This is a genomic window from Streptomyces griseosporeus (genome assembly GCF_014656055.1).
In the GTDB taxonomy this organism is placed as follows: domain Bacteria; phylum Actinomycetota; class Actinomycetes; order Streptomycetales; family Streptomycetaceae; genus Streptomyces; species Streptomyces griseosporeus.
On record NZ_BNBR01000001.1, the window covers coordinates 189,710 to 210,537 of the forward strand.

At 70.9% G+C, this 20,828-nt stretch carries 18 protein-coding genes; 5 read left to right on the forward strand and 13 right to left on the reverse strand.

The window, feature by feature from the left end; all coding sequences use genetic code 11:
- Positions 1–151: 151 nt before the first annotated feature.
- The 3 genes from IE308_RS00740 to IE308_RS00750 are packed head-to-tail and all read left to right on the forward strand — an operon-like array spanning position 152 to position 4,547.
- A complete protein-coding gene (locus IE308_RS00740; protein WP_190216119.1) occupies positions 152–973 on the forward strand; it encodes a class I SAM-dependent methyltransferase in 822 nt (273 codons plus the stop codon).
- Positions 970–2,754 carry a CoA transferase gene (locus tag IE308_RS00745; protein WP_229908640.1) on the forward strand — a complete coding sequence of 595 codons (1,785 nt, stop codon included), beginning with the start codon at positions 970–972 and terminating at the stop codon, positions 2,752–2,754. The genes IE308_RS00740 and IE308_RS00745 overlap by 4 nt, the downstream gene beginning before the upstream one ends.
- The gene (locus IE308_RS00750) at positions 2,751–4,547 is read left to right on the forward strand and encodes a class I adenylate-forming enzyme family protein (protein WP_190216120.1); all 1,797 of its coding nucleotides are present in this window, start codon (positions 2,751–2,753) and stop codon (positions 4,545–4,547) included. The genes IE308_RS00745 and IE308_RS00750 overlap by 4 nt, the downstream gene beginning before the upstream one ends.
- 77 nt (positions 4,548–4,624) lie before the next feature.
- On the opposite strand, the gene IE308_RS00755 is transcribed toward IE308_RS00750, so the two are convergent.
- The 8 genes from IE308_RS00755 to IE308_RS00790 form a co-directional block, all read right to left on the reverse strand.
- On the reverse strand, positions 4,625–5,074 hold the full coding sequence (locus IE308_RS00755) for a VOC family protein (protein ID WP_229908641.1): 450 nt from the start codon (positions 5,072–5,074) through the stop codon (positions 4,625–4,627).
- Positions 5,075–5,331: 257 nt separating this feature from the next.
- Positions 5,332–6,195: a hypothetical protein gene (locus IE308_RS00760; RefSeq protein ID WP_190216122.1), complete on the reverse strand. Its 864-nt coding sequence runs from the start codon at positions 6,193–6,195 to the stop codon at positions 5,332–5,334.
- 113 nt (positions 6,196–6,308) lie between these two features.
- The gene (locus tag IE308_RS00765) at positions 6,309–6,950 is read right to left on the reverse strand and encodes a cupin domain-containing protein (protein ID WP_190216123.1); all 642 of its coding nucleotides are present in this window, start codon (positions 6,948–6,950) and stop codon (positions 6,309–6,311) included.
- Between the two features lies 1 nt (position 6,951).
- Complete coding sequence (locus tag IE308_RS00770) at positions 6,952–7,764, reverse strand: hypothetical protein (protein WP_190216124.1); 813 nt, start codon at positions 7,762–7,764, stop codon at positions 6,952–6,954.
- Between the two features lie 41 nt (positions 7,765–7,805).
- Positions 7,806–8,513: a class I SAM-dependent methyltransferase gene (locus tag IE308_RS00775; protein ID WP_190216125.1), complete on the reverse strand. Its 708-nt coding sequence runs from the start codon at positions 8,511–8,513 to the stop codon at positions 7,806–7,808.
- A 49-nt stretch (positions 8,514–8,562) separates the two neighbouring features.
- The gene (locus IE308_RS00780) at positions 8,563–9,021 is read right to left on the reverse strand and encodes an NUDIX hydrolase (protein WP_190216126.1); all 459 of its coding nucleotides are present in this window, start codon (positions 9,019–9,021) and stop codon (positions 8,563–8,565) included.
- Positions 9,022–10,038 carry a hypothetical protein gene (locus tag IE308_RS00785; RefSeq protein WP_190216127.1) on the reverse strand — a complete coding sequence of 339 codons (1,017 nt, stop codon included), beginning with the start codon at positions 10,036–10,038 and terminating at the stop codon, positions 9,022–9,024.
- A gap of 470 nt (positions 10,039–10,508) precedes the next feature.
- On the reverse strand, positions 10,509–10,664 hold the full coding sequence (locus IE308_RS00790) for a DUF6131 family protein (RefSeq protein WP_099054574.1): 156 nt from the start codon (positions 10,662–10,664) through the stop codon (positions 10,509–10,511).
- Between the two features lie 270 nt (positions 10,665–10,934).
- Here IE308_RS00790 and IE308_RS00795 point away from each other — a divergent pair, with 270 nt between their 5' ends.
- Entirely contained in the window at positions 10,935–12,149 is a 1,215-nt protein-coding gene (locus IE308_RS00795; protein WP_190216128.1) for an MFS transporter, read from the forward strand.
- Between the two features lie 70 nt (positions 12,150–12,219).
- On the opposite strand, the gene IE308_RS00800 is transcribed toward IE308_RS00795, so the two are convergent.
- From IE308_RS00800 to IE308_RS00810, 3 genes are all read right to left on the reverse strand, one after another.
- Positions 12,220–12,459 carry a hypervirulence associated TUDOR domain-containing protein gene (locus tag IE308_RS00800; protein ID WP_190216129.1) on the reverse strand — a complete coding sequence of 80 codons (240 nt, stop codon included), beginning with the start codon at positions 12,457–12,459 and terminating at the stop codon, positions 12,220–12,222.
- 290 nt (positions 12,460–12,749) lie between these two features.
- A complete protein-coding gene (locus tag IE308_RS00805; protein ID WP_190216130.1) occupies positions 12,750–13,832 on the reverse strand; it encodes a hypothetical protein in 1,083 nt (360 codons plus the stop codon).
- 144 nt (positions 13,833–13,976) lie between these two features.
- Positions 13,977–14,570 (reverse strand): TetR/AcrR family transcriptional regulator, encoded by a 594-nt coding sequence (locus IE308_RS00810; protein ID WP_190216131.1) that lies wholly within the window; start codon positions 14,568–14,570, stop codon positions 13,977–13,979.
- A gap of 75 nt (positions 14,571–14,645) precedes the next feature.
- Here IE308_RS00810 and IE308_RS00815 point away from each other — a divergent pair, with 75 nt between their 5' ends.
- A complete protein-coding gene (locus IE308_RS00815; RefSeq protein ID WP_190216132.1) occupies positions 14,646–16,559 on the forward strand; it encodes a serine/threonine-protein kinase in 1,914 nt (637 codons plus the stop codon).
- Positions 16,560–16,787: 228 nt separating this feature from the next.
- Here the strand turns inward: IE308_RS00815 and IE308_RS00820 are convergent, their stop codons facing one another.
- Entirely contained in the window at positions 16,788–17,777 is a 990-nt protein-coding gene (locus IE308_RS00820; protein WP_190216133.1) for an alpha/beta hydrolase, read from the reverse strand.
- 71 nt (positions 17,778–17,848) lie between these two features.
- Positions 17,849–20,803, reverse strand: coding sequence for a helix-turn-helix transcriptional regulator (locus IE308_RS00825; RefSeq protein ID WP_190216134.1), 2,955 nt, complete (start codon positions 20,801–20,803; stop codon positions 17,849–17,851).
- Positions 20,804–20,828 lie beyond the last annotated feature (25 nt).

The following is a 20,828-nucleotide window of genomic DNA, read 5'->3' on the forward strand; positions in this document are numbered from 1 at the left end:
ACACGCCCGCAAGTTCACCCCGAGCTGACACACCCGCAGGTCCGCCCCCAGACGACACGCCCGCAAGTCGGCCGCGAGACAACACATCCGCAGGTCTGCCCCGGAGAACGTCCAGCCGCGCGCTGGTCTCCCGAGAAGAAGGAGTCATTCCGTGCCCCACCCGCCCCCCGCCCGGCAAGGTGCCCGTCCCGTCTTCGGCAACGGCACCGCGCACAGCCGTGACCAACACCGCTGTGTGGCCGCCGCCTACGACCCGGTGACCCTGCCCCGGCTGGCCGCCGCCGGTGTCGGGCCGGGCTGGCGCTGCCTGGAGGTCGGGGCGGGGGGCGGCAGCGTCGCGCGCTGGCTGGCGGGGCGTGTCGCGCCGGGCGGCTCGGTGCTCGCCACCGACCGGGACCCGCGCGACCTGAGGCCGGGCCCCCACCTGGAGGTAGCCGCGCTCGACGTGGCTCGCGACCCGCTCCCGGAGGCGGCCTACGACCTGGTGGTGGCCCGTCTGGTCCTGCAGCATGTGCCCTCGCGGGACATCGTCCTGCGCAAGCTGGTGCGCGCCCTGCGCCCCGGCGGGCTGCTGCAGGTCGACGAGATCGACGCCTCCTACGAACCGCCGCTGCTCACCCCCGACCCGCGGTCGGAGTCCCTGTACGTGCGGTTCCTGCAGGCGAAGACGGCGGCGCTGCGCGCGGCGGGCGGCGATCCCTGCTGGGCCCGCCGGGTGCCCGTCGCGCTGCGGGAGGCGGGCCTGACCGGCATCGACGTCCACGTCCACATCGGCGTACGCCATGCGCGCGATCCCGGGCTGCACCTGCAGCTCAACCACACCCGCAACCTCCGGGACCGGCTCCGGGAGCAGGGCATGACCGACGACGAACTCGACCGGGTGGCGCGGCTGATGCAGGACCCGTCCTTCCTGGCCGCTTCCAGCGTCTTCTACTCGGTGCAGGGCCGCCGGCCCGCCCAGGGCCGGCCGTGACGCCGCGGGTGCGGGCCGAGTCCCGCCCGGACGTCGCCGCCGCCACCGCCGCCCGGCTGCTGCGGCACACCGCGCAGGCCCTGCCGGGCGGCACCGGCCCGGACCCGTGGCGGCTGCGCATCGAGTGGGCCGGCCCGGTCGGCGCGGACCTCCCGGACGAGCGTGCCGTGCAGGCGGCCTGCGGCCTGATGCACGTGCACGGGCGGGCCACCGGCACACCCACGCCGCTGGCCGTCGATTACGCCTCGGTCGTGACGGGCGTCCTGGCGGCCCTCGGCGCGACCGCGGTGCACATCGGCCGGGCCCGGGGTCTGGAGCTGAGCGAGGTGCGTACGTCGGTGGCCCAGGGGGCGCTGCTGACGATGGGCCAGTACCTCGCCGCGGCGACGGCCCGGGGCGGTTCGGGCCCGCCCGACCCGCAAGCCCCGTCCGCATCCGCGCCGGAGGCGGACGACGGTCTGGCGACGCTGGTCACGTCCGACGGTGTGCGGGCGGAGATCGAGACGCTGGACCCGGACGCCTGGCGGGAGTTCTGGGCCGGACTCGGTGTGCCGGCCGCGGTCGCGGGGCGCGGCTGGGGGCCGTTCCAGCAGCGGTTCGCCACCGCGGTGTGCCCGCTGCCCGAGGCGCTGCGGCAGGCGGCGAACCGGTGCCCGCTCGCGCGGTTGCGTACGGCGGCGGACCGGGCGGGGGTCAGTCTCCTCGTCGTCGGCTCCGATCCGGCTCCGGCCGCCTGCCCGGACCCCTGGGAGCTGGCGCCGGAGAGCGGGCCGGGCGCGGACGGCCGTGCCCGGATTCCGTCGCCGCGGGCGGCGACGCTCCCGGTGCGCGCGGCCGAACTGCCCCTGGCGGGGCTGCGGGTGGTCGAGTGCACCCGCCGGGTGCAGGGTCCGCTCACCGGGCATGTGCTGCGGACGCTGGGGGCGGAGGTCGTACGGATCGAGCCGCCCGGCGGAGACCCGATGCGCGGGCTGCCGCCGCTGGCGGGAGAGTGCTCCGCCCGGTTCCTGGCCCTGAACACGGGCAAGCCGGTCATCGAGGCGGACCTCGCCACCGCGCACGGCCGCCACACCGTGCGCACGCTGGCCGCCGAGGCCGACGTGTTCCTGCACAACTGGGCTCCGGGGAAGGCCGAGCGGCTCGGTCTGACCGCGGCCGACCTGCTGCGCGGGAGCCCCGCCCTGGTGTACGCCTGGGCCTCCGGTTTCGGCGGCGCCTTCGGTGAGCGGCCACCGGTCGGCACCGATTACCTCGCCCAGGTCCACAGCGGGCTCGCGGCGGCGGTCCGCCCGGACGACGAGCCGCCCGCGCCCTCCCTGATGACCCTCACCGATCTGCTGGGCGGACTGGTGTGCGCGCAGGGCGTGCTGAGCGCGCTGGCGCTCCGGGAGGCGACCGGCCGGGGCAGCCGGGTCCACTCCAGTCTGCTGTCCGCCGGTGCACTGGTTCCCCGCCCCGCCGACCGGGTCCGCTGGACGCCTCTGGACCGCCCCCTGCGCACGGCCAACGGCTACCTGCTGCTCGACCCCCGCGCCCGCCGCAGCCCCGAGACGCTGCGCCCGCTGCTGGGCGGTGCCGACCCGGTCCAGGGCGCGGCCCGTTTCGTGTGGCACACGAGCGAGGAGTGGCGGGCACGGCTCGCCGAGGCCGGCCTGGCGGCGACGCCCGTGCTCACCGATCTGACGGAGCTGACCCGCGACACCGCGTTCCGCCGCGCCGTGGCGCCGCCGGACCGCGTCACCCCCTACGCCCGCCCGTACGCCCCGTGGGAGTTCTCATGACGACCACCCCCGCCGCCCGCCACCGCACCCCGCCGACGACCGCCCCCGCCGCCCGCCACGGCACCCCGCCCCGGTCGGCGACGGCCGCGCCGGCGGTGTGGACGTCCCGTGCCGGAGTTCCCTTCCCCGACCATGTGCCGCGGAGGCTGCGCCGGGCATGGGTGGCGGCCGGGCTGTGCCCGGAGGCCGACCTGTACGGCCTGTTCACCGCCCGGGTCCGCGAACACCCCGGCCGGCAGGCGCTGGTGGACGGCGCCGGGGTGCTGTCCTACGCGGCTCTCGACACCCAGGTCCGCCGGACGGCCGACCTGCTGCACCGGGCGGGTCTGGGCGCCGGGGACGTGGTCGCGATCCGGCTGGCCGACGGACGCGACGCCGTCGCCACGGAACTCGCCGTGTACGCGCTCGGCGCCGTGGCACTGCCCGTCCCACCGGGCATGGGCGACCGCGCCCTGCGTGCCTTGCTCACCCGCTCCAGGGCCGCCGGCGTCGTCCTCGGCGCGACGCCACAGGAGGGGGTGGGGATCGTCGAGGATCTCCCCCACATGCGCGCGGTGTTCGTGCCGGATCGGAGCCCGGCGGACGGGAACGACCGTACGCACGTGCGGATCCGGCACGCCACGGACCGGCGGGACGGATGCGCCACGGCCGCAACGGAGCGGCATGCCGCGAACCGTGCGGGTCTACGGCACCGTCCGGTCGATCACCGGCCGGTCGATCCGTACGGCCCTGCACGCATCCTGGTCTCCTCCGGTACGGAGGCCGAGCCGAAGATGGTCGCCTACAGCCATCACGCCCTGGCCGGCGGCCGGGCCCGTTACGTGCGCGCGCTGCACCCGGCGCCCTCGGTGCCGCCCCGCCACCTGGTGCTCGTCCCGCTGGCCTCCTCCTTCGGCTCCCTCGGCACACCGGTGACGCTCGCGGCGCTCGGCGGCACGCTCATCGTGCAGTCGGCGTTCGACGCACGGGGCGCGCTCCGGCTGATCGCCGAGCACCGGCCCACCCACCTCTTCGCGGTGCCCACGATGCTCCGCCGGATCGCCGAACTCCCGCCCCGGCCAGGGGAGGACACGTCCTCGCTGCTCGCCGTCGTGTCCAGCGGAGCGGCCCTGCCCGAAGCCACCGCGGAGGCCTGCCGCAGACGGTTCGCCCGGCCGGTGGTGACGGTGTACGGCTCCTCCGACGGAGTGAACTGCCACACCGCGGGCGAGTCCCGTCCGCCGGGGGACAGCGTCGGCACGCCCGATCCGACGGTCGCCCGCATCCGGATCACCGGTGAGGACGGCGCTCCCCTGCCGGCCGGACGCACGGGTCACATCGAGGCGAGGGGCCCGATGACACCCATGTGCTACGTCGGCGCGCCGGAGTTGGACGCCCGTTACCGCACCGCGGACGGCTGGGTGCGCACCGGGGACCTGGGACGGCTCGACGAGTACGGGCGCCTGCACGTCGTCGGACGCCTCAAACGCGTCGCCGTCCGCGGCGGCCTCAACATCAGCCTGGCCGCGGTGGAACGCGCACTGGAGGGTCATCCTTCTGTGGTCGAGGCGGTCTGCGTGCCCGTACCCGACGCGGACCTGGGTGAACGCGTCTGCGCCTGCGTCCGCCCGGCCCCCGGCGCTCCCGTCCCCGCCCTGTCCGACCTCACCGCCCACCTCCTGCACCAGGGCCTGGGCCGACGTCACCTGCCCGAACGCCTCCTGCTGGTCGAGGAGATGCCCCTGGGGCCGACCGGCAAGGTCTGCCACCGCACCCTGGCCGAGCGGGCTCGGAACTGTCGGTCGGCGTCGTGACGGTGACGACCGCACGTTGGCCGGAAGCGCGGGCGGTAGCCCTGGGGCCGCCGTTCCGCGTCGTCGCTCCGGCGAGATCAGACGACGTCGAATTCGTTGCCCTCGGGGTCCTGCAGGGCGGCGGCGTAGAACTGCATGTCCGGCTCGTCCTTGATCCGCAGCACCGTGGCACCGGCTTTCACGAGGCGTTCCACGGTGGCGTTGACGCGCAGGGTGCGGACGTCCAGGGGGACATCACGGCCCCCACCGACGTTGAGGTCGAAGTGCCAGCGGTTCTTGGTGACTTTCGGCTCCGGAACCTGCTGGAACCACACTCTCGGTCCACGCCCCGAGGGGTCGATGATCGACTCCGGGACGTCCCCCGCACCGGGCGGCAGCTCTTCCTCGGGCACCCCCATCGCCTCCCAATAGGCACGCCACGTGGCATGCCCGCCCGGCGGGGGCTCGGGGACGTAGCCCAGCGCCTCGGTCCAGAACGCCACCATGCGCTGCGGATCGGAGCAGTCGATCGTCAACTGCACTGTCATCTCCGTAACGTCCGTCACCGTCACCGTCTCCATCTCCGTCCCGTCTCCATGTGCGTCTCGATCTCCTGCTCGCAGCATCGCAGGCGGGTCTGACATCGACGGGTCGGTGTGGAAACGAGCTCACCACGGCAGAACGGGGTGGGCGTTGAGTGGTCCGACCGGGCATGGGATCACCGCGGCCCGGGGGCCTCGCTCGTTGCGCTTCGCGGCTGTCGCCTGATCGGTGGCCACATCGAAGAAGCTCAGTCAACACGCGCTCAGAAGGCATCAGGGGTGTCGGTGTAGTAGTCCAGCTTCCGCAAGTCGTCCAAGATCCTCTTGTCGATGTGTTCGACCACCGGCCAGCCGAAGAGAGCGACCGCCATGGGCACTGTGGCCGGGTCGTACACTTTCGAGGCCGACCGCGCCCTCGGGTCCAGCTTTGCGTAGTGCTTACGCGCGAGTTGCAGGACGAGTTCACCCTTGCCGGTCACCACAGGCAGCGTCGGCGCGTGCACCGGTCCCGAATGCGACGCCGCGCCCGGCGACACCAGGCCGACGACCAACACCACGCCGGCCCGGACCCACGCGTGGTCCAGGGCCAGCACGGCGGCCACCCCCGCAGCCGACGCCGCGGCCGCCGTCGACCACCACCCCCAGCGTCGCCGCACATCGGGAAGGGGTTGCCCCGGCTCCCGCACATAGCCTTCGTCGAGCATCCATGTCACAACGTCGGCCGGGAGGTGGGGCCCCTCCGGCAGGTCGTACAAGTAACACCCGTGCTCACCACGGCACGCCTCCAGCAGCTGACGTTCGTACTCGTCCAGCCCCTTGGGCAGGGGAAGGCCACCAGCGCGCCACCGCTCAGGGCTCACGGCATCAGCCGACGACCGGTGCAACGCCCCTTCGGCGACAAGCCTGGCCACCGCACGGAGTTTCGGATCGCTTCTCCCGTCGAGCCGGCTCAGAGTCATCGGGTCGAGTTGCCGCACGGTATCCGGCTCGACAACGGCATCGCGCCGGTCGTCAGCCTTGAACGCTTCGAGCCGGGCCTCCGCGGCAGCCCTGGCCGCCCTGGCGTCCAACGGCCAGGCCGCCGACGCGATCACCAGGAAGCCCACGAAGAGCAACCAGTCAGTCATGCCACCGAGTATGAGCCGCCGTGTCATGCGCACGAAAGACGCTGACCCGCGTCGCGGCCGTCTCCGGGATGCAGCTCGAACCGCATGACGTCGATCGCAGTAACACCGAGCGCTCAGAGTTCCGGTCGAGAAACGCCCTCGCGGACCCGGTCGACCATCCGGCCGAACGCTTCCTCCAGGTCACCGATACGTTGTTTGATCCGCAGAGTATGGGGGTCGTATACGGAACTGTAGACTTTGGTTGCCGCCATTTGGAGGACGAGGGTGACCGTGCCGTCACACACCTTCTCTATTGAGTGGATCTCTGTGGACTCGATTCTGTACGTGCTCCCTGCAGGTCGCTCGAATAGCCGACCTGGTCGAATCCTGCCCGCTTCGGCGTGCCCCCACCTTCGTTCCCGCAAAGAGCCGCTCAGTACGGCGCTCACGAAAGAATACCGATGGTCGTGAATGGACGCGGCGAAGTTCGTTGTTGCACTGGTCCAGGGTTTGTACACGTGTAGCCAGACCCGCGCACGTCGATGGCCAGAAGAGGCCATGCACCACTTGTAATGGGTACTCCGCTCCGTCGACATGCAGAGCAGCTCGTCCCGCCTCGCCGGTGGAAGTTCTGCACAGTACGCATGCCCCAGTCGAGCAATGTCGAACCGCTCGGAAAGCGCATGGTGCGCCTTTTCCAGCGCCCCATCACCCGATTCGTTCCCCAGAGCTATCAGATCCCGAAGCAGTCCACCGAACTCGGTCGTGTCGCTCACTTCAGATCGATCCTCCTACGGAACCGGACCCCGTGCACGGTGACGTCTCCTTGGCCATAACCAGGATGTGATGGAGGATCGGAAAGCGGTAGGATCCGGAATCCGTGCGGTACAACTGATCCAGATACCGACGTTCCGCCATAATCATTTCCCGGAGCTCTTGGCGCCTCTGCACTGTTCCGGTATTGCTGTTCGTGGCCATGAAGCTCAGAATGTCGGCCAGTTCTCCAAGATCTCCGCTGTAGAGGGAGCTGTGCGCCACATCAAGAGCGACTGGCGCCAGCGATTCCATTTTGCCCAACAGCATCGCAAAATAGCGGTCACTGCTCCCTCGCAGCGTATGCCCTATACGATGCAAGAGGCGGTTGTAGTCGTCCAAGCAGTCTCGAAAGGTGACCACGATGATCCGGCCACCGACTGCCAGCGCCTCCCACGCCGCGTCCAGGATTGCCTCGCACTGAAACCTTCCCCCGTACAGGCAATAGCACAGGAGGATGTTGCCATAGCGCCGGGACAGGCTGCACGGAAATAACCCTTCGATGACAGTAAGACCTTTGGCGCGGAGCGCCTCAACGCATTGGACGTGACATTCGACCGCAGTGTAATCCCGCTTACCGAGTTCGAGAATCTCCGGTATGTCACCGCACCCGGCGCCTACGTCCAAAATACTTCCGGGCCCCAGCAGTTCAGCAAGGGAGCGGGCCACGACTTCCTTTTCATCACCCGCCGCCACAAACCTTCGGTACTGCTCGAAGTAGTCGGGCGGCTTAGCCACCACGATGTTTCCTCGCCGTCCCCCGTTCGGATTCGTCACAGCGCGACCTCCATCATCTTCTTCATTCCGGGAAGACAGCCTCAGGACCTCACGGCGATCATGGCCACGAAATTGTTGACACGCCAGAAAACCTCATAGCGGTCAAAACCGGCTTTTTCCAGCAGTAGGAGATTTCCGTCAAGAGTCAGCGGATGCATAATAGCCTGAAGTTGATGCTTTTTTCCCAGGACCTCTTCCGCACTGCGGTGCTCCCGCTTGAACGAAATATGCCGGTCATCCAGCAGATGCTCTAGGTAACCGTCTTTCGCGTAGACTTTTTCGGCCAAGATGAAAGCCCCGTTAGGTGTGAGGGCGGAATGTATGTTGCGCGCGATCTCCTGTCGTTCGTGGACTGGTATGAACTGAAAAGTGAATATGGAAGTGATCAGGCTCGCATTGGAGAATCTGGTGGCCGGCGAGACTTTCTCCCGCAGAAAACTCACCCGGCCTTCGAGGATGGAAAAAGAACTCACGAAGTTTCGGTTCGGCTCCACGCCGATGAAGTTCACCGACTTCCTACGTGATTCGTCCTCCTCCGATGCGACAAGTGAGGCGAGCGTATTGATCAGGCGCCCCGTGGAGCAGCCGATGTCATACACGTTGGTCCCGGACTGCATGATGGCACCGGCCAACCCGACGACGATCTCATCGAGGATCTCATATCCGCGGATCTCCGTCGAAATATGCGCATCAAAGTCGGTCACCGTACTGAAGCTGAACTTGGGCTCACCATTTTTCCACTCAGCCACGGGAGGTCCTATGGATGTGTTGGGACCTTACAGGGACGCCGACAACACGTTACGAATGGCGTGCCATTCCGCTGCCGAGGGCCTGGTCCAGGATGTTCCGAGTGAATGTGTCCAGATCGAGACTTCCAAGCTCACTGCTCGCCACCCATCTCGCATCGAGGATCTCCGAGCTCTGCGCGGACAGGTCACAGGGGTCGCAGAGCACGAGATAGTTCAACTGGATGACCGGGATCGACCGATGGAGAGAGGGCTCGTCGTAAGCAGACGTGCCAACCAGTACGGCGTCTCTTACTTCGATTCCGGCTTCCTCGAGAAGCTCCCGCCGCAAAGCTTCGTCCACTGTCTCTCCATGGCAGACATGTCCTCCCGGTACGCTCCAAGCGCCTGGCTTCACCGAGTCGTGCAGAGATCGCCGTACCAGGGCAACCTTCAAGTCGGCGAGGCACACGCCGGCCACGACGACGGCAAAGAGGTCGTCAGCGCTTTCATCCCGGAGTTCGAGCCCCATCTATGCCACCCTGTTCATATTGGAGAAGAATCGCCTTTCGAATTCCTTCGCGGACAGGCGCAGCCTTGCCACTTCGTCGGTGTCTATGTGACCCAATCCCACACTGTCCAAAGCAATCATCAGATCACTCTCGTCGTCTCTGTGATCAAACGTGATACGCCGCTCTGCCGCCTCCAGTTGTCGCGACAGCTCCAACGAGTAGGTCTGATAGGCCAGCGACAGGTGCGAGTACCGATAGGTCGTCGGGTTCACGGTGGAGCGACCGGGGTTGGCGTGATAAAGCGCCACGTATATTGCCTCGTCCGTGCGTTCCAGCCTCACCACGGAAAGCAACGTACCATCGAGAGAGACGCACACCTTGCACTTGTTCCTGAGATCGAAGAGCGCGATCAGGGTTCTCGCTATCTCGTTTCGCAGCTCGTCCACAATCTCATCAATCGTTCGCTCGGATGCCGAGGCTATGAGCATCCTGTCGGCCGCCCTTCTGCGAAGCGACCGAACGTTGGACGGATCGAGCATCAGTACATGCACTGCCGTGAAAGCTTTGGAGCAGTAGTTCACGTACGGAGCTATCCACTTGCCAGTGCTTCCTCGAAACTGAATCTCGGACGACCTTTTGAAGTCCCTCATCAAGTCGACCATGAAATCAGCGTCGAAGTGATCCGTGGGAGGATACTCCCGCGTCGGCATATGCATGTCCGATAATCTCGTCAGCTCCGCAACCGTCGCAGCTTGCTGCTCCCGAAAGAGTTCGGTGAGCGAGGACCTGAGGAAATAGTTCGACTCACGATTGACGAACAACGTGACGAAGGCCGCGAAGAGCGCGGCCGACACCATGCCCGAGCCGATAGAGGAGAGTTTCTGCTCGACAGTGGCCTCTTTGTCCAACAACAGCAGAGCCAGTCCCGCACCGAAACTGAGCGTCGTCATCAACCAGAACGCGTACGTGACGATACGACGCGCGATCTTCGTGTCACTCGGCGCGGAAGGCATCGGCGACTCCGTCAGTGAGGGCACCGTCAGGGTGCCGGCCCATGCCGAAGCATGCCCTACAGGTCACCGTCTAAGCCTCGTGACATAGGTGAGGCTCCAGAGACAGGCCGCGCCGACAGGCAGGAACTGGAGACAGTGCCAGCCCCCTCACGGCGGCCGGCTCCAGCAGGACGCCCGCCCGGATGTCGAGGGGTGCCGACAACGCGACCTCCGGTTCTCCGGCACTCTCAGCCAAGGCCTCAGTCCCCCGGGTTGCACCAACTTGGTCGCTCAGCGGAGCAGTTCAACGCGGGCCAGGCCGCCCGCGCCACCCAGAGCGAAGCCCGCGGCCAGGCTGGCACGGTTGCCGACCAGGCCCGCGACTCCGCGCCGTACATCACCGATGAGAGCGGGCAACAGTGAGTGCCGCGTGGCATTCCGGCACACGGCCGTGCGCAGGGGCCCGTGCGTCAGCGTGCACCCAGGGCGGTGCCGTCCTGTGTACCCAGGCAGCGTTACCAGTAGTGCCGACGGCCGGCGACCGCGTGTCCCATGGAACCCATGATCCACAGGACCGCACCGATGACCGCAAGGATGATCCCGATCGTCCACAGGATCGATATGCCGGTGACGAAGCCGACTACCAGCAGAATGATGCCGAGGAGGAGCATGACCGCCTCCGGTGCGAAGTAGTGCTGCCTTCACTGTGGACCCCAGCGCGGTGCTGGAAAAGGGCCGTACCCGGATTCGGGACCGAATCGTGTCACCCCGCCTCCATCTGTGACAGCGGAGTTCCACTGCCCCGGACGGTGCCGGTAGGTCGCCAGCGAAGGGCCCCTGTCCGTATGGAAGATTGATCTTGGTGCTACTGCTGCTGGGTCAGGGACCGCTGCTAGCCTCCGTCCGTGATCAAGGGCGACTTGGCGGGTCGAATAGGCCGGATGGCGGGGGACAGTGGGCCGGAGCGCGTGCTGGTCGCCGCCAGTTTCGTGAACCGCGTCGGCAACGGGCTGTTCAACGCGGCATCGGCCCTCTACTTCACCTTGGTCGTGGGCCTGCCTGCGGTGCAGGTCGGTGCCGCGCTCACCGTCGCCGGAGTGATCGGTCTGGGCGCGGGGATACCAGGCGGGCATCTCGCAGATCGGCGAGGGGCCCGCACGGTCATGATGGTGGCCCTGGCAGTCCAGGCGGTGTCGATGGCGGCCCTCGTCCTCGTCGAGAGCTGGACCACGCTCACGATCATCGCGACGGTCGACCAGATCGCCGCGGCGGCCGGTGGGGCGGCGTGGGGCGCGCTGGTGGTCCGTGTCGGCGGTGAGCGCCCGGCCCGCTTCCGTGCCAAGCTGCGCACGTTCGTCAACCTGGGCGTCGTTCTGGGAACGGTGGGTGCGGGGCTGGCGCTGGCCGCGGACAACCGCGTCGCCTATCTCCTGCTGGTCCTCGGCAACGCGGCGAGCTTCGCCCTGTGCGCGGCGCTTCTGCTCCTGCTGCCCCGCTATCCGGTACTGGCAGCACCGCCGCGCCGGCGTCGCCGGCCCGTCGTCGCGGATCGTCCCTTCCTGGCGTTCACCGCTCTCTACGGGGCCATGGGACTGCAGTACCCGGTGGTCTCGCTGCTCCTGCCGATCTGGATCTCGGAGCACACCGAGGCACCGCGCTGGACGGTGGCCGCGCTGTTCGCCGTCAACTCCCTCTTCTGCGTTCTGACGCAGACCAGGATCGGCTCGCGTATCGAGACTCCGCACGACGGCGGCCGGGCGTTTCGCACGGCGGGGCTGCTCTTCCTCGTCAGTTGCCCGATGATGGCGCTGGCGGCGTACACCCCGGTCTGGGCCGCGGCGGGACTGGTCCTGGCCGCGGTCTTCGTGCACAGCCTGGGAGAGGTCTGGGAGTCATCGGCGGGCTTCGCGCTGGGCTTCGGTCTTGCCCCCGACCACGCCCAGGGCCAGTACCAAGGTGTCCTCGGTCTCGGCTTCAGCGCGGGCCAGGCTCTCGCCCCCGCGATCCTCACCACGGTGGTGCTCGGCCTCGGCACGGCAGGCTGGCTGCTGCTGGCGGTGTTCTTCGCGGCCGTGGGCGCTGCCGGCCCCTCTCTTGCCCGCTGGGGCACGCGGACCCGGCCGCAGCCAGGCGCTGCCGCGGAAGTGACGGGATGATCAGCTGGTAGGTGTCCCCACGCGCAGCAAGTGCTCGGTCCTGCGTTCGGCCCGTACCCGCCCTGGCTGATCACTTCCTCTTCTTGCTCTTGCTCAGCGCGGACGGCTTGTGCACGGCCGTTCTGCCGGACTTCTCGCTGCGCACCTCGTACTGCGGGTCGTCCGGAGAGGCATCAACCGTGCGGCCGGCGGCCTTCGTGCGGCGGGTGATCTTACGTTCCACGGTGCCTTCCGTGCTGCTGCCGTGGCTCTTCCAGGCGACCTGGTCGCCCTTGTCGAACGAGTCGTCGGTCTTCTTCCCACGTGCCATGGAGTTCTCCTTACATCGAGCCGTACGGGGTCATCAGCCCGGCCTGTGCGCCGCGCGGTCCGCAGGCCACCGGCGCCCGTCGAGCCGGTGGCCTGCAGGCTGCCGCGGCCTTCGGCCGGGGCCGTCCGTGGCGGCCGACGCGCGACCACGGGTGGCAGGGGGTGCACCGGCTGCCGTGTACGCGCTGCCGGCGAGCTTCACCTCGACCATGCGTCGCAAGGTCACCGGGTGCAAGGCGGGGACGTGCCACCTACGGCGAGGCCGGCGTGCGCGACGGACGGATGCGGATCTCAGGTCGCGGCCAGACTCCAGGCTCCGGCCGAGCGCACTTGGTAGTAGCCGCGGCCCGGCCACTGGAAGGTGTGCTGCCCGGCGCGCTCCTCGGCCACCGTCACCCAGTAGGCGAGGTGGTCGTCCAGCGCTTCCAGCCGGATCAGGCTCGGCCCCGTGTAGTGCAGAACGCCCGGGCCCGGTTCCCCCCGGTAGTGCACGACGTCCGATCCGGTTCCGCTGATCCCGTCGTGGAAGCGCGGGACGTCTCGCAGGGGGGCCGCGGTCGCCGTCCACGCCTCACGGTCGCCGGTGGTGAACACCCGGAAGGCAACTGTCCTGCCTCCCTGAGGGAGTGGTATCCGGGCGGTCATGGGGGCGCCGTCGCCGGACAGCCGGTACAGGCGTGAGGAACGCCCCTTCCTGGCGCCCTCGAAGCGGACGTCGACCCTTGCCTGCCCGCCGGCCGAGAAGATCATCACGGCGGGGCGGTACGACGGCATCTTCAGCTGATGGGTCTGTTCGCCACTGCCGCCCCTGCCGTTGATCTGCGGCTCGGGTGCGCGCGCCGGCGTCGTCGGGCGGGCGGCGGCCGGGCGTGACGGCGTACGGGCAGCTCTGTTCGGGGCCGCTTGTCTCGGAGTGCGCGGGCTCTCCGTGAGACGGACCGCGTCCGCCGCGCATACGGCGATGTTGCGCGCGGCACCTCCGGGAGGCGCCCAGCTGACCTGCCGGACGGCGCGGCCGTGCCGGGTGTCGAAGAAGCACAGCGGCATGTGGTCGGGCAGCGGCCGGCCGGCGATCAGGGCGTCGAGACAGGCCAGGGCGTGACTGCCCTCGTCCAGCGTGCGCCGCACGTCGAGCACGTCCGCAGCGATCCGGTCGCCGACGAACTCCTTCTTCGCCTGGTCGTACGCGTCGAGAGCACGCGCCAGCTGGGCCCGCATCTCATCGGTGGCGCCGGGCTGGCCGGGGCTGAAGGGATGCACGTCCAGCGCCTCACCGAAGGCGGTGATCTCAGCCTCGACCTCGGCGAGCACCGACTCGTCACGCCCACGCCACGGCCACCATCGGCGGATCCCCCCGCCCGTCCGTCTGAACATGGCCGCCATCTTGCCGCACGGCCCGGCGGGCGGGTCCTGGGGTCGGCGGTCGACACGGCGGCCGGGCGACGAGCGTGAACGACGAGCACGCTCAGAGGCCTTGCCGCCGTCGGTCTCGGCCATGAAGCCCGACGCGGAGTCTGGTCACGGGCTCAGCGAGCGCCAGATGCGGTCCGGCAGGACGCGTGCGGCGGTCTCCAGGTCGACGTCGCCGATGCCGGACAGCCAGCGGCGGGCCACTGCGACGACCGGGCCGAGGATGAGTGATTCGACCAACGGCAGGGGCAGCGGTGCGAGTTCACCCGACCGGATGTGCGGCTCCAGCCACAGTGCGAAGGCCGAGAGGCGGGCCTCCTGGGTGTCGCGGAGCTCCTTTCCCCGGGTCATGCCGTAGCGGTCGGCCGTGGCGGAGTGCAGGAGCAGGGCCGCGTCCCGGTGTTCCTGGACGAAGGCGAGGTAAGTGCGTACGACGGCATCGATGCCGTCGCGGGCGGTGTGGGCTTCCTGAAGGGACATGGCCAGCTCGCCCAGCAGCCTGCCGAGCCAGCGCTGGGCCAGCGCGGCGATGAGGCCGTCGATACTGCCGAAGTGGTGGTAGAGGCTACCGAGACTGACTCCGCTGGCCTTGGTGACGGCTCCGACCGTGACGCCCCGCTCGCCCTCGGCGGCGTACACGCGCAGGGCGGCGTCGAGGAGAAGGTCGGCGGTGACCTCACCGCGCTGCTGCTTCGGGCTCATTCCGGCTCTTGCACCTCCCCGCCACCCAACTGGAGTATCTTTCTAGAAACTGATTCCAATTCTAACGGGGACGACGTGTTACAGCTCAGGGGGAGCGGCGCGGAGCCGCTGGAGGCCGACGACCCGCGCAGGATCGGGCCGATCCCGCTGGCGGGCCGACTGGGCGTCGGCGGGATGGGCCGGGTGTACCTCGGCGTCCACGAGGGCCGGTACGTCGCCGTGAAGCAACTGCTGGCCTCCGTCGTCGGCGAGGACGCGGACTTCCTGCGCCGCTTCGGGCACGAGCTGGACAACCTGGCCCGGCTGCCCGAGGCGGCCACCGCGCCGCTGCTGGCCAGCGACCGCACCGCCCGTCCCCCGTGGTTCGCCACGGCCTACGTCCCCGGCCTCACCCTGAGGCAAGCGGTCGACCTGCACGGCGGTCCCCTGCCCGCGCGGGCCCTGTGGCTGCTGCTGCGGGAAGTGGCGGGAGGCCTGGCCGCGGTGCACGCGCTCGACATGGTCCACCGCGACCTCAAGCCGTCCAACGTCATGCTCACCCTCGACGGTGTCACGCTCATCGACTTCGGCGTCGCCCGGGCCGCCGAGCAGAGCCAGCTGACCAGGACCGGCATGGTCGTCGGCACGCCCGCCTACATGGCGCCCGAACAGGCCTCCGGGGCACGGTCGTTGAGCGGCGCGACCGATGTGTTCGCGCTGGGCTCGGTGCTCGCCTACGCCGCCTGCGGCCGGCCGCCGTTCGGCGACGAGTCGGGGCACGGCGTGCTGTACCGCATCGTCCACGAGGACCCCGACCTGGGGCCGCTGCGGGAGCTCGATCCCGACCTGGCGAGAGTCGTCGCGAGCTGCCTCGACAAGGATCCCGACGGTCGCCCTACGGCCACCAGGCTCCTGGAACTCGCCGAAGAGCACGGCCCGTTCAGCACGCCGCTGTGGCCGGAGGCCGTCACCGAGCAACTGACCGAGCGGGCCGCCTTCGCGGCCGAGGTGCAGCGGATCGACGTACCGACCTTGCCGCTCGGCGAGGGGACGCCGGACGCGGGAAAGGACTCCGGCGGGCCACGGTCCGAGACGAGTTCCGGTCCGGAGGACAAGCCCGAGGCGGAGGTTCCCGGGGCGGAGGGGAAACCCGAGCAGGCGAAGAAGTCCGAGCGCGGTCGTCGGCGGCGGGTTGTCCTCACCGTCGTGCCCGTGGTCGTGGTGGTCGGCGGTGCGACACTCGCCATCCAGAATCTGCCGTACGCGTCCAACCCCCCGCGGGACCAGGTGGCCCGGTCCACCCCGTCCGCGACGGCCACGGTACCGGGCGCCGGCACGCCGACCACGGCGGGTGCAACCCCTTCGATCACGGCATCTCCGGCAACCTCACCGGCGCAGCGGGGGCAGGGTCGGGGGGCGGCCGGCGGAGGTTCCGAGGGAGCGGCGTCCGGCGGAACCGGCACCAGCGGCGGCGTGAGCGGGAACGGAAGCGGAAGCGGCGATGGCGCCGGTGGGAGCGGCTCCTCCGGGGGAATCAGCGGGGCCGGCGGCTCTGGCGGCGCGAGTGGTTCCGGCGGCTCGGGCGGTTCAGCCGGCAGCGGCACGTCCGGTGGCGCCACGGCCACCACCGCTCCGGCGGTCCCGGCGACCTCCGGGACCGCCCGCTTCCGCAACGGGGACAACGGGCACTGCATCACCCAGGTCTTCGGCGCGGCCGATCACGGCAGTTGCTCGGACGCGTCGGCCACCTGGACCGTCCGGAGCACCTCGGACGGCGGCTTCCGCCTCGTCAACCAGCAGTCGGGGCAGTGCCTGTACTCCAACGGCCTCGGCCAGGCCGTCTTCGTCGGCGACTGCGCCCAGAGCACCGGCCGGATCTGGCGCGCCGGTTCCGGGGGCAGCCTGCGCAGCGACTACAGCGGTGGCTGTCTCGACCTGGGGATGAACGGCGGCCTGATCACGGCGACCTGCGCCGGTGAGGCCTCCCAGAGTTGGACACGACAGGGCTAGGGTTCTCCCCGGCGGATCGTGCGGCCATCCGACGGTGAGTGCGGGCCGGCGTCGAGCAGCACGTCCGGCGCGACATGCGGAAGAGCCGTCGCCGGCGTCCGGCGGGGGTACCGAGGTCAGAGCACGCCTCGCGCGAGCCTCCTGCGCTCCTCGCGTGCTTGCGGCAGGCCGCGGTCGAGACGGCCGCTGCATCGGTCAGTCGGCCGGTGCCGCGCCGCGAGGTCTGGTTCAGCCGCCCAGACGGGCCCGCAGGAAGGCGCAGCCGGTCGCCACCGCCGCCCGTGTGGGGGCGCTGTCCCGCAGGGCGTGCAGGGCCACGAAGTCGTGCACGGTGCCCTGGAAGCGCACCGCCGACGCCTGGACGCCCGCCGCGCGCAGGTTGCGGGCGTACTGCTCCCCCTCGTCCCGGGCCACGTCGGCCTCCGCGGTGACGATCAGTGCCGGTGGCAGGTCCGCCAGGTCCTCGGGCCGCGCGCGCACCGGGGACGCCGTGGGCTCGCTCCGTACGGCGGGATCGGCGACGTACCGCGCCCAGTACGAGCGCAGTGCCCGCCGGGTGAGCAGGTAACCGGTGGCGAACTGCCGCTGGGACGGGCTGTCGCAGCGGGAGTCGGTCAGCGGGTAGTAGAGCAGCTGGGCGCCGATCCGTGGTCCGCCGCGGCTTTTCGCCAGCATGGTCACGGCCGCGGCCAGGGTCGCGCCGGCGCAGTCCCCCGCCACGGCCGTCCGCAGCGGGTCCAGACCCAGGTCGTCGGCCTGGGAGAGCGCCCAGGTCAGCAGGGCGTAGCACTCCTCCAGCGCCACCGGGTAGCGCGCCTCCGGCGTACGGCTGTACTCGGGGACGACCGCGCACATGCCCGTCCCGGTGACCAGCTCGCTGATGAGGCGGGCGTGGGTGTGGGCGTCACCGAGGCTCCACCGGCCGCCGTGCAGGTACAGCAGGGTCGGCAGCGGGCCGGTCGCGCCGGCCGGACGGACGGTCCAGAAGCCGACGAGCCCGGTCGGACCGACCGAGGCCACCCGGTAGACCGCGTCCACGTCGAAGTCGTCCAGCCGGTCCACCTGCGTCTCCCGCAGCGCCTGCCGGCCGCTCTCAGGGCCCAGGTCGTCGAGGGAGGGCGGGGTGGCCGCGGCGTCGACGAGGCGCCGTACCACGGGATCCAGGACGACGTCGGCGGGGAGGTCACCGCCCGGTCGGGCCCCGTGAGGTCCCGGCATCACGCTCTCTCCTCTGGGCTGGGCTGCGCCGCTCGTCGGCGGGTGCGCACGGAGCCGAAACGGTCCGCGCCTCACCCGTCCTGGAGGAGATCACGCAGTTGTTGCCGGCGACTGACGCCGAGCTTGGGATAGACGTTGTACAGGTGCGAGCTCACGGTACGCGGTGAAAGATACAGCCGCTCACCGATCTCGCGATTCGACAGGCCGCCGGCGGCCATCCGCACGATCTGCCGCTGCTGCGCGGTCAGCTGCTCCAGCGGACCGGCGGCTTCGGGGAGAGGTGCCGCTCCGCTCGCCCGCAGTTCGCGCGCGGCGGCCGCCTCCAGAACGCCCGCACCGAGCCGCTCCGCGGCCTCCCGTACGGCGGTCAGCTGCTGGCGCGCCTCCAGAGTCCGGCGGGCGCGGCGCAGCCAGATGCCGTAGTTGAGACGGGCGTGGGCGCGTTCCCAGGGCCAGCGCTCGGCTTCGAAGTTGACCAGGGCGAGCCGGAAGTGGTCCTCGGCCCGCGCCGACGGACCGGCCAGGGCGGTGGCATGGTGGAGCAGCAGCGTCATCCTCACGGTCGGCCGGTCCCCCTGCTCGGCGCGGACGCGCTCCAGTACCGGCGCGAAGTCGTCCGTGCGGCCTGTCCGTTGGGCGGCCACGGCGAGTTCGGCGACGCTGCGGGGCGACAGGAAGGGATGCAGCGGGGCGCCGTCGGCGGTGAACAGCTCCCGTAGGTTCCGCCAGCCGCCGTCGTGGTCGCCCTGCGCCAGGCAGGCGAGTCCGCGGGCGCGCAGCAGACGGGCGTAGGTGGCGCGGTTCTCCTCCAAGGGGACGGCGTGCCAGACCGAGGGAGTGAACCAGGGCTCGGCCGGGACGGCTCCGCGCAGCGCGCGCAGGGTGAGGGCGTGCGTCTCCAGATCCGCCTGGAGGCGCGGCAGACGCAGGACCGCGGCCTGCTCGTCGGCTTCCCTCATCAGGGTCTCGGCCTCCGGGAACCGCCCGGTGTTCACCAGGGTGTCCAGCAGCGCGAGCACGCTCCATCCGCGCAGGCCGAAGGAGCGGCGGTCGCGCAGCGCGGTGTCGACCGCGTGCAGGTGGCCCAGGCACACCTCCGCCTCGTCGGCGTGGTAGGCGACGGAGGCCAGCGCCATCCGGTACGCGACGGCGTCCGGTGTGTCCGGGCCGCCCGGCAGCGCACCGACCGGGCCGCCGAGGCCGGGCAGCAGGCGGCCGGCGTCCTGGGGCCGGACCACGACGGCGGCGTGCGCCTCCAGGGCCTTGTGGAGGTAGGGGACGTCGGCGCGGTCGGGCGACGGGGTGAGGCCGCCGAGGGAGGGGTCGATGGGGACGGCGGCAGGCGTGTCGCAGCCGCCCCGGGTCTGGCCGGCGACCCCGGTCCCCGTCGCCTGGTCCGGCCCGGCGTCCGGCTCACAGGACCTCGCCCGGTCGCCGGCGGCCCCTGGCCCCGTCGCCTGGTCCGGCCCCGCGTCCGGCTCGCAGGACCGCGCCCGGTCGAGCAGGGCCGCCAGCGCCGTCCTGTGCTCCGGCAGCCCGGACCGGTCGGCGATGACCGCCGCCAGGCCCACCGAGGCCAGGGCCGCGGACCGGCCGGCGGCCGGGAAGTGCTCCGAGGCGTGCGTCAGGAGGTCGAAGGCCTCGCGCTGGGCGGCCTCCTGGGAGCGCACCGACGCGAGGGCGCCGGCCGCGCGGCAGGTGAGGGCCCGGTCTGCGGCGTACCGGGCGAACCGCGCGTACAGGTCCCGGACCCAGCCGGGGTCTCCCACCTCGTGGGCCGCCAGCAGGGCCGCGGCCAGGCGCCGGGCGCGGTGCGGGCGGCGCGGGCTGAGCCCGGCCGCCCTCTCCAGGACGCGTGCCGCCACCATCGCGTCCCCACGGCTCCAGGCGGCGTCCTCCACCGCAGCGGCCACGGATTCGCCGGGGCGCCCGGCCGCGGCGGCCAGGTGGCGGGCCCGCGCTTCGGGGTGGGCGGCGGCCTCGGCGAGGTCCCGGTGCGCCTGCTGCCGCTCACTCGCCGGATGCCTCAGCAGCACGGCCGAGCGCAGGAGTGGATGACGCAGGACGCAGCGTTCCTCGGCGATCGTGACCAGCCCGGCCGTCTCGGCCGGGGCCCACACCGACAGGTCGTCGGTGCCCAGGGCGGCCATGAGGACGGTGACCGGCTCGCCGGTGCCCGCGACGGCGGCGTACAGCAGCGCCCGTCCGGTCGCGCCGGGAAGGGCGGCGAGACGTTCCGCGAAGACGTCGTGTGCGGGCAGGGACCGTCCGGGCAGCCCCGCCGGAGCGCGGCGGGTGAGCTCGACCAGCGCGAGCGGGTTGCCCTCGGCCTCCGCCAGGATCTGCAGCCTGCGCCGCCCCGTGGGCGCCGACGGCTGCCGGTCCAGCAGCGCCGCGGCCGGTACGGCGCTGAGCGGCCCGAGGGACACGTGCGCCAGGCCGGGTGGCTGCGGTCCGGGCAGCGGGGCGTCGGCGCGGGCGGTGAGCAGCACGGTGACGGCGCGGCCGCCGAGGAGCCGTACGGCCGCCCACATCAGGTCGAGGAAGGCGCGGTCGCAGGCATGGGCGTCGTCCACGCAGACCAGGACCGGACGGGACACGGCGAGCCGGGCCAGCAACGCGAGCACGGCGGACCGCACGTCGGCGTCGTCCGGATCGCCGGCGGTGGGGTCCAGCACGGCGTCCAGGGTGCGGCGGTGGGGCGCGTCCAGCGCGGCCACCCCGTCCTGGACCGGTGCCAGCAGTTGCCGCAGACAGGCGTGTGCGCCGTTGCGGTCGGCGGCCCAGCCCTGGGCGGACAGGACGAGCGTGCCGCGGCCGGCGGCCAGGTCCCGGGCGTGGCGGAGCAGCGTCGTACGGCCGCTCCCCTCCTCGCCGAGCAGCAGCAGCGCCTGGGGGCTGCCGGGGGCGCGGGTCACGCACTGATCGATGCGTTCGATCTCGGCGTCGCGGCCGACCGGGCGGGGTGTCGCCGCGGGCCGGTGCACCGCTGCCGCGCCGGCCGGCTCGGGTGGCTGGACTGTCATGCGGTACTCCCGGCCCGCTCCCCCG